The sequence below is a fragment of the Acidobacteriota bacterium genome, from assembly GCA_022562055.1.
Taxonomy (GTDB): domain Bacteria; phylum Actinomycetota; class Acidimicrobiia; order Spongiisociales; family UBA5794; genus BMS3BBIN02.
The window spans coordinates 93330-102262 of sequence record JADFQA010000005.1 but is presented as its reverse complement, the minus strand read 5'-3'; the positions used below and the strand labels follow the sequence as shown (position 1 = coordinate 102262).

Annotated in this window: 11 protein-coding genes; 5 read left to right on the top strand and 6 right to left on the bottom strand. The window is 59.5% G+C overall.

The features are described 5' to 3' along the window. Positions 1–1204: Rieske 2Fe-2S domain-containing protein (locus tag IIC71_02900; protein ID MCH7668140.1), on the bottom strand; the 1204-nt coding region annotated here is incomplete at its 3' end. A gap of 142 nt (positions 1205–1346) precedes the next feature. Here IIC71_02900 and IIC71_02895 point away from each other — a divergent pair. Continuing rightward, complete coding sequence (locus IIC71_02895) at positions 1347–1805, top strand: hypothetical protein (protein ID MCH7668139.1); 459 nt, start codon at positions 1347–1349, stop codon at positions 1803–1805. Positions 1806–1862: 57 nt separating this feature from the next. Here the strand turns inward: IIC71_02895 and IIC71_02890 are convergent, their stop codons facing one another. Genes IIC71_02890 through IIC71_02880 form a run of 3 tightly spaced genes read right to left on the bottom strand, consistent with a single transcriptional unit; the run spans position 1863 to position 3462 of the window. Continuing rightward, on the bottom strand, positions 1863–2267 hold the full coding sequence (locus tag IIC71_02890) for an acyl-CoA thioesterase (GenBank protein MCH7668138.1): 405 nt from the start codon (positions 2265–2267) through the stop codon (positions 1863–1865). Between the two features lie 9 nt (positions 2268–2276). Continuing rightward, on the bottom strand, positions 2277–2996 hold the full coding sequence (locus IIC71_02885; GenBank protein ID MCH7668137.1) for a GNAT family N-acetyltransferase: 720 nt from the start codon (positions 2994–2996) through the stop codon (positions 2277–2279). After that, positions 2989–3462: a tRNA (cytidine(34)-2'-O)-methyltransferase gene (locus IIC71_02880; protein MCH7668136.1), complete on the bottom strand. Its 474-nt coding sequence runs from the start codon at positions 3460–3462 to the stop codon at positions 2989–2991. The genes IIC71_02885 and IIC71_02880 overlap by 8 nt, the downstream gene beginning before the upstream one ends. 176 nt (positions 3463–3638) lie before the next feature. Here IIC71_02880 and IIC71_02875 point away from each other — a divergent pair, with 176 nt between their 5' ends. Beyond that, the gene (locus tag IIC71_02875) at positions 3639–4286 is read left to right on the top strand and encodes a transglycosylase SLT domain-containing protein (protein MCH7668135.1); all 648 of its coding nucleotides are present in this window, start codon (positions 3639–3641) and stop codon (positions 4284–4286) included. 13 nt (positions 4287–4299) lie between these two features. Here IIC71_02875 and IIC71_02870 read toward each other — a convergent pair whose 3' ends face one another. Next, positions 4300–5454, bottom strand: coding sequence for an acyl-CoA/acyl-ACP dehydrogenase (locus IIC71_02870; protein ID MCH7668134.1), 1155 nt, complete (start codon positions 5452–5454; stop codon positions 4300–4302). Positions 5455–5591: 137 nt separating this feature from the next. Between IIC71_02870 and IIC71_02865 the strand changes: the two genes are divergently transcribed. Beyond that, positions 5592–6206: a DUF3105 domain-containing protein gene (locus IIC71_02865; protein ID MCH7668133.1), complete on the top strand. Its 615-nt coding sequence runs from the start codon at positions 5592–5594 to the stop codon at positions 6204–6206. A gap of 33 nt (positions 6207–6239) precedes the next feature. Here IIC71_02865 and IIC71_02860 read toward each other — a convergent pair whose 3' ends face one another. Next, positions 6240–6713, bottom strand: coding sequence for a cytochrome c (locus tag IIC71_02860; GenBank protein MCH7668132.1), 474 nt, complete (start codon positions 6711–6713; stop codon positions 6240–6242). A gap of 239 nt (positions 6714–6952) precedes the next feature. Between IIC71_02860 and IIC71_02855 the strand changes: the two genes are divergently transcribed. Together IIC71_02855 and IIC71_02850 are read left to right on the top strand one after the other, a co-directional pair. After that, positions 6953–8290, top strand: a complete 1338-nt coding sequence (locus IIC71_02855; protein ID MCH7668131.1) for a hypothetical protein — start codon at positions 6953–6955, stop codon at positions 8288–8290. Beyond that, positions 8287–8910: a response regulator transcription factor gene (locus tag IIC71_02850; GenBank protein ID MCH7668130.1), complete on the top strand. Its 624-nt coding sequence runs from the start codon at positions 8287–8289 to the stop codon at positions 8908–8910. Before IIC71_02855 ends, IIC71_02850 begins: the two co-directional genes overlap by 4 nt. Positions 8911–8933: the final 23 nt, after the last annotated feature.

Genomic DNA, 8933 nt, shown 5'->3' with positions numbered 1-8933 from the left:
TCGCCAACGCCGGGATCGTCGGAACCGATATGTTGTCACGGAACAACAGTGGCGCCGCACCGGTCGCTCCCCCACGCCCATCAAGAATCACATAGTCGACACCCACCTCGAGCGCAGCCTCGAGATCGTCTTCGACGTGTTGTGCCGACAGCTTGAAACCGATCGGAATCCCCCCGGTTCGTTCTCGTACCTCCGCAGCGAACTCGGCGAACTGCTCAGGTTCGGTCCATTCCGGAAACCGCGAAGGCGAGACGGCGGCCTCGCCAGCGGTAAGGCCTCGCACCTCGGCGATCTCCACCGTCACCTTGAGACCCGGCAGGTGACCTCCCGTACCGGTTTTGGCGGCCTGCCCACCCTTGAAGTGGAATGCCTGCACGTTCTCGATCTTGTCCCACGAGAACCCAAACCGTGCCGACGCAAGTTCGTAGAAGTAGCGGCTGTTCGCCGCCTGCTCGTCAGCAAGCATCCCGCCCTCCCCCGAACAAATCCCCGTCCCGGCAAGCTCCGCCCCTTTTGCGAGGGCAACCTTGGCCTCACGAGAAAGCGCACCAAAGCTCATGTCGGACACGAACAACGGAATGTCCAAGAGAAGAGGCTTGGCCGCGTTCGGCCCGATGACGACCGACGTGTCCACTGGACTGTCTCCAAGCAGTGGTGGATTGGCAAGTTGCGCCGTAACAATCTGGACATCGTCCCACTGCGGCAGATCACTCCCTGGTACTCCCATTGCCGCCATCGGTCCATCGTGGCCGACACGATCGAGACCGTGCCCGGCCATCTCCCGAATTGCTTTGATGTGAGGCTCGATTGGGGTGCCAACGTGGTCCTGAAAGGCGCCTTGGTAGGCGTCGCGGTCAAACGGTTGCGGATACTCCGCTAGGTAGGCATCAATCTCGTCCAGATCCACGAACACCGAATCGTCCCGCACCCAAGACGAAAACCGGTGAAGTTTCTCGGACGGGTCATACCCGCTGACCCCGGTCCGGTACCGGAAGTCCCATCCGTGCACCCCGCACACAAGGTTCTCACCAACAACGGTTGCGTCGCCCAACAACGCCCCGCGATGCAGACAGCGACCGTACAGAACCGACACGTTCTCGCCGTCGTCCCACGGCACAACAACCAAATCGAGGCCATTCACGACCACTCCAAACGGCCGTTCAACATCGAGCTCCGACCACCGAACGATCACTTGTTCACGCATTCAATACCTCTCACACGACACAAAGCGGACCCTACAGCAATCAGCGCCTTTACTTCTGCATCCATGACGAATCGGTTCGGCAGCGACGAATCGGTCCGGCTACGCTTGGCTGAACGTTCTGAGAAAGCAAAGTGGGTATCAAGTGGACCTTTCAAAGCTGAGTCAAAGCCAAAAAATCGCCGGAGGGGCTGGAGCGTTGCTTGTGATCAACCTGTTCCTGCCGTGGTACGGGTTTTCGATCGGCGGTTTTGGGACAAGCATCAGCGCTTTCAATAGCGGGTTCCTTGCCTGGGGTGGTTCTCTCGTCGCCATTGCGGCAACGGTCATCATTGTGCTCAAGGCTCTGGACATTCAGGACATCTCAGCCGGGGACATCGGATCCGAGAAACTCGCGGCCATCCTTGCTGCTGTTGGAGGGGCACTTATTCTGCTCCGTTTTCTGACACAGACCAGTTTCACAAAATTTGGGCTGTTTGTCGGAATCATCGCCTCCGCCGGTGGGGCATATGCGGCGTACAAAAACGCCCTCGATGCCGGAGTGGAAATGCCCAACATCCCTGGCATCAGCGGCGACAGCGGCGACAGCGGCGACAGCGAGTAGCCGACAACGCTTTATCGACATGGTGTGCCAACCGAAAGGTCGGCGGCTTCGTCGTGCCTAGAGTCCCGGGGGGCCAGCCTTCATTGCTTCTTGGAGATGTTTGGGCACACGCACGGGTCGACTGTCGAGGTCGGTGATCGCAGCCTTGATCCGCTGCGTGCAGATCACATCGTCACCGAGAAGGATCTGCTGGGACCACACCGATGACGCACGGCGCAGCTCAGCAACCTCGGTGATGACTACCAAGTCGTCCTCGGGCCCAGCGGACCTGAGGAACTTGGTTGTGATCTCGGTCACCACAAACTGCAGACCCTGCTCGGCTAGCTCATCCATTGGGTAACCGATCTTGCCAAGAAAGTCGACACGGCCAACCTCGAAGTACTGCACGTATGTGGCGTGGTTGACGTGGTTGTACGGATCCAGTTCGTAGAACCTGACTCTGATCGGTGTTTCGTGCCCCATGGACGTACGCTACTTGATCGAGCGGTACCAGTACTCGTATTCGGTCGAAAACCCCATACCTCGATACAGCGGGAGTGCCATCCGGTTCCCGGCGGCGACCTGAAGCAACACCCGATCAGCCCCCTGCTCGCGTCCCCATGTTGTGAGAGTATCGACGGTTTGACGACCGAGTCCCTGGCGTCGATGTTTTGGCATGACACCGAGCTGAAACAGACCGAGCCAGCCAGCGGAAATAAACCCGACGCCGGCTGCGACGACCGGCGTCCCGGCAGAAATCGCGAATCCGCGGGGCCGCGGCGCTCTGCTGAGAATGCCGCGCCAACCACCTTCAAGGTTCTCAGGGATACCGGCCACTAGGCGCACATGGTTGAGCCAAGCATGATTTGGATAATCCATGATGCTGATGCCTGATACATCCACGACCTCACCGATATCGCGCACCATCACAAGCGTTGGACCTCCAAGAGCCCATCCTCTCGAACGCAGTTCCTCGTCAACGTGTGGGGGCATCTCGGATGTGAGCCGCACAGTCGGCCTCACGTTGTGCTCGCGTAACCACGACGCCGCTGCGTCCAGCCCGTCGATACCAGGACCCACCCATATTGCCGAGTTCGCACGACGCGAATAACCCGCGGCGTATCCGACATGCCAGGCGCCAAAGCGCTGCACCCGCTCGGAGCGCCACATATCGGCAGCTGCCCGCTCGATCTCGTGAGCGTTCTCATTCACGAGAGTCGGACCCCATAAACCCGTTTTGACGCCAGGCCTCATATATTCCGATCGCTGCTGCGTTCGCTAGGTTCAAGCTTCTCCCATCGGGTGCGATCGGGATGCGCACCTTTTCGCTGATTGCCGGATGGTCGAGCACCTCGCGCGGTAGCCCGGTCGACTCCTTGCCGAAAACCAGCACGTCGCCCGTGCGGTATTCGACGTCGGTATAAAGCTGTTCGGCGTGCTGGCTAAACGCGACAAAACGAAGCCCGGCCAATTCCTCGACGCACTCCGCAAAGGTTTCATGGTGTTGCACCCTGGCGTGCTCTCGATAGTCGAGTCCGGCTCGGCGCATACGGGTGTCGTCCAGCTCGAACCCAAGTGGATGCACGAGATGGAGCTCGGCGCCAACGTTCACCGTGAGCCGCATCAGATTCCCCGTATTCGGCGGTATCTCAGGTTCGTGGAGGACGACATGAAACATGCCCCAAATCCTAACGACGATTCGGACGACGCGGACCAAGGGAACCGGGTTGCCGGGGGTTTGCATACGGTGAACAGCCAGCTATCGTTGCGGACCGCACTGGGCAATGCGACTGAAAATCTGCCCTCCGCACTCACCCGGAGTGCCACTCCCCCACCCTCCCTGGAGGTCCCTGTATGCGTAAGCAAGTCAATTTGTCGCGGCGCGCCGCCGTTGTGGCAACGATCCTCACCGTTACCACCGCCCTCGCGGCATCTGCGGTCGCTGGCCCCGAAGCTTCGTCAACCGAAGCCGTCGCACAAGCTGTAGCCGAAACCGCTGACGACGACCCCGACATACATACCCGCTACTCGCCTCCAGCCGCCCGCGCCGGAGGTAGGCTCGAAAGCAACGGTGCAAATGCGCTCGCGAGCCAAAGGATTGCGGTCCGAGCGAGGATGCGCGCCGATGCGCTGCTGGCAGCCAACGGACAGTACGCCCAACAGACATACTTGGTGTCCGCCCATTCGGCGGGACGTCTTCGCATAGTCACGCCGTCTGTCGAGAGATGGAGGCCTCTTGTGTCTCGGTATTTCACCGCTGACCGAGTCGAATGGGCGCTGCAGATCATGGCCTGCGAATCGGGCGGCGATCCGAACATCACGAACCGGTCATCGGGTGCCGCTGGATTGTTCCAGTTCCTCCCCCACTACTGGGCAGACCGGGCAGCAAAAGCCGGGTTCTCAGACACATCGCCCTACGACCCAACTGCCAACGTAGCGACCGCAGCATGGCTTCTCATGACCGGCGGCGAGTCACACTGGGAGTGCAAAGCCTCTAGGTGACAGGTCTAGGCGCTCAGTATGACTTGGCGAGACCCAACGAATGCTGGGCAACGAAGTTGAGAATCATCTCTCGGCTGATGGGAGCGGTTCGTAAGAGCCGTGCAACAAACCACATGTCCGCAAGACCGTACTCGGTGCTGAGACCGTTTCCGCCATGGGTCTGGATCGACTGGTCCAGCGCTTCGAGGACGGCCTCAGCAGCGGAATATTTTGCAATGTTCGCAGCCTCGGACGCCTCAGCACCTGAGTCCCAGAGTTGCGCTGCCTGGTAGGTAGCAAGCCGTGCGAGTTGTACGTTGATGTACGCCTTCGCCAGTGGGTGCGCTATACCCTGATGGGTAGCAATCGGCACTCCCCATACGTTGCGCTCGTTGGCGTATTTCGTAGCTTTGTCCAACGCATACAGCGCAATCCCGTTACCGATCGCAGCACCCGCGATGCGCTCGGGGTTGAGACCGTCGAACACCTGGCGAAGTCCGTCGCCCTCCTCCCCGACAAGGGCGGATGCCGGGAGTTCAACATTTTCGAAGAAAATCGTGAACTGGTCTTCGGGAGCGATAAGCTCCATCTCAATACGGTGGTACGTCAACCCTGGCAAGTCAGTCGGAACGACAAAGAGTGACAGCCTCCCCTTCTCAGTGACGTCATCTCGGGATGTTCGTGTGACAACCAAAATCGCGTCGGACTCGTCGACGCCCGAGATGTAGTACTTCGTGCCGTTGAGCCGCCACACATCGCCGTCCCTGACTGCAGTGAGCGAGAGGTTATGCGAGTTCGAACCCGCATCCGGCTCGGTGATAGCAAAGGACATGAGCTTTTCGCCCGAAGCAATCTTTGGAAGCCATTCACGTTTCATCTCCTCTGACGCATGCCGTTCGAGCACCGAACCACAGATTGCCGGCGAAACGATCAGCATAAGAAGCGGGCACCCTTGATGGCCAAGCTCCTCGATGACGATGCTTAGCTCCGCCATCCCCATGCCGCCACCCCCGTACTCTTCCGATATGGATACCCCAACAAACCCGGCGCGACCAACCTCTTCCCATAGTTCGTGTGCTCGACCGCCGTTGCGTGCCTTTCGGGTGAAATACTCGTGCCCGTAGCGGTGCCCGATCTCCGCGACGCTCTCGCGGATAAGGTTCTGTTCATCAGTGAATGTCAGCATCACGGCCTCTCGTTCCGAAATGACAGTAGGCGGTAGACGACACTCAGCGCAACGGCCTTTGTGGATGAGAGCGATTGGCGGCGAAACACCGCTAGGGTACCCGCTGACACACAAGGCGGGGCCGGACACACAGAGCATTCATGAGCAACAAACCAAAGGCTAAGGCCAGGACAAAAGCGGGCGCTAAGCCGGTAGTCGCCGATCAGGCACCGAGCGAACCGAAATGGCGTAAGGCCATTGCGCCACTCATCGTAGTCACGATCGTGGCTTCGGTCGTTGCCCTCGTCCTGCTTTCACCTCCCGAAGCTAGGGGAATCCCCGAAGGTACCCAGACGCTACATGTTGGGGACCCTCGCCACGTCGACGGCGTGCTCTATGCGGCAAATGAACTGCCGGTCGGTGGGCAACACGCTGGAATTTGGCAAAACTGCGGCTTCTACGACCAGCAGGTCGCCGCGGAGAACATTGTGCACTCAATGGAACATGGCGCTGTATGGGTTGCGTACGACCCTGGCCTGTCCAGCCAGGACATCCAGTCTCTGCGCGGCTTTGTTAGCCCAAGCGAAAAGGTGATCGTGTCACCCGTTGCGGGTATGGACTTTCCCGTTGTCGCAAGCGCATGGGGGACGCAGCTTGAACTCGACGACCCAACCGACCCCCGCATTGCACAGTTCGTCAACGAATTCACCCGCGGACTAACCGCCCCTGAGCCGGGTGGTGCCTGCAGCGGCGGTGTCGGCCAACCTCAGTTCTGAACCAACGCGGCTCCAACGACCGGAACACGTTCGCTAGGACTCCGACTCGACTTCACGAACAGTTGCCTCGCGCTGAAACTCGCGCTCGTCGGGACCCCACGCCGTCTTGATGAACTCGAGAATCGCGTCCATGTCCGCATCGGTGAGTTTGTCACCGAACGCTGGCATCTTCGTTTCTGGGAAACCACCACCGTTTGCAATAATTCTGAGCAACGTAGGATCTCCGTGGTGCCAGGTATGGCCGGATGAATCATGCGGAGGCGGTTTGAGACTTCCGTCAGGATTCGATTTCTTCCAGTCTGCAACACCTTCGAGATTGGCGCCATGACAGGCAGCACAATTCGCTGTGTAGAGTTCCGCCCCATCGATAACCGGTCCCGCTGATGAAGCGACGGCTGTCTCACCTGGGGAGCCGCCCCAAGGGGACCCGGCAGCGAGATAAACCACCCCGATACTAAGAACGACAACGGCCGCAATCGGGAGTAGCTTGGAACTCGATCGGACCATTCACTTCTTCGATCAGTCGTTGAGGTCACACTACTTGCCACGGAGTTCCTGATCCCAATCGCCAATAGGAGTCGATCGTCGCGTCTTCGGCATGTCCAGACACGCCTGCACGACAAAACCACGCCTTCTGGTTCTCAACAGGGCGCCCGACGGGCGCCTATTATTACCAACATGCCGTACAGCGAACAGATCCTGGAGACTCCATCGCTGGCAGACTGCCGCGAGACATCATCCGAATCGTGGTAGCTCAGACGCTGCTTCAGCGACTGCGCCGATCGACCAACAATTTACGATCAGACTGGATCGAAATTGGTGGCCTCGGCAGACTCGCGGTCGTCGGGATTGCGCTCTCTCTCATCCTCACATTGATCCTCGGATTTTCGATCACGCGATCGGCGCGGGGACACCTCCTCGATGCTCGAGCTGCGATGGTCGCGGCGATTGTCGAAGACCTTCCGCCGTTCCCCCCTACCGCGAGCGAAGAACCGGCCGACTACGCGGCGTTCGATGTAGCGGTCCGCACGAAAGTCCTAGGCGGAGAGACCGTACGGGTGAAGGTGTGGGCGCGAGATGGCACGATTGTGTACTCGGACGCCGCAGAACTTATGGGCCAACAATTCGCGATCCCTATCCATGCGGCGTTAGCGTTTGAAAACGGACAGAGAACCCATATCTCTGACCTGGCAGACCCCGCCCACGCGTTCGACCGCGCACACGGCGAACTACTGGAGTTCTATGTCGCCGTTGGCGGGCCAGCCATCGAATCGATATTCGTCGTCGAGGTCGAACAAACCGCAAGCGGACTCAACACTGCTCTCGGCCAAATTACCCGCAACGTGTGGCTGTCCATTGCCATCGGTCTTGTGGCGATCGGTCTCGTCATGGCGTTTGGAGTTACTGCCCGTGGACGCGAACTGAACCACCGAAGAAAGCAAGCAGAAGCGTTGCTCCAGTCCTCATTCGTGGCACAAGAAGAGGAGCGGCGGCGCGTCGTGAGCGCTCTCCACGACGACATTGGGCAACCCATGTATCGACTTCTGTACGGCCTTGAAGGTGCACGCGCGCAACTCGACGCCTCACATCCTGTAGGGGACGAGCTGGAGCGCCTTGCCGAAGTCGTTCGCGACATGGACACCACGCTGCGGCGTGAGCTCCGCCTGTTGCATATCGAGCTCGCCGCCGATGCAGGGATCGCCGCAGCGCTCGAGGAACTCGTCGAGCTAACCAAGGCCGAGACCGAACTCGATGTAAATCTGACCATCGAACTCGACTACGAGCCGTCGGCAGCGCACCGAACTGAAATGTATCGGGCCGCTCGAGAAGCGATCACCAACATCCGCAAACATGCCAACGCACGGCACGTCACAGTCCAGCTCCACAGCAACGACACGACGCTTCTTCTCGATGTGGTCGATGACGGGACCGGTATCAGAGGCGCGACGGATCCGGGACTCGGCTTGAGTACGACGAGACAACGCTTCGTCGCGCTTAACGGTGGTGTCAGCCTAGAAGCGGCACCGTCCGGCGGCACGGTATTCCATGCCTGGCTGCCCCACACGGAGGAGGGTACAAGTTGAACATCCTGATTGTCGACGACCATGAAGTAGTGCGAGACGGCATTCGCTACATGTTGGCCGACGCCCCGGGGATCGAGATTGTCGGCGACGCGGAGTCGGCCGACGACATGTTCACCGCACTTGCGCAGCACCCCATCGATGTAGTGCTCCTCGACATCCGCATGCCCGGCATGACCGGTCTCGCAGCGCTGGAGCGGTTGAGTAAAGATTTCCCGCAGGTCAGGACCCTGATGCTTTCGATGCACGACCAGCCCGGGTATGTCCGGCGGGCACTCGAACTCGGGGCAGCCGGGTATTTAATCAAAAGCGCCGGTCGCGATGAGCTGCTCGCCGCGATCACCGCGGCTGCAGAAGGCAAAACCTACATCCATGGACAACTCGTGGAGCCGCTCATCTCCGACATACGCTCCAATTCCAAGCCAGAGGGCCGACTGAGTCCGCGGGAACAACAGGTATTGCAATTGATCGCAAACGGTGCCGAAAACAAGCAGGTGGCGTACGAGCTAGGTATCTCTGAGGCGACCGTCAAAACCTACGTCAAAGGAATCTTCGACCGTCTCGGTGTGTCATCAAGAGCCGAGGCCGTCGCAGTAGGACTGCGTACCGAAGTCATCGAGTAACCCCACCAAGAGTCTCCCTCCCC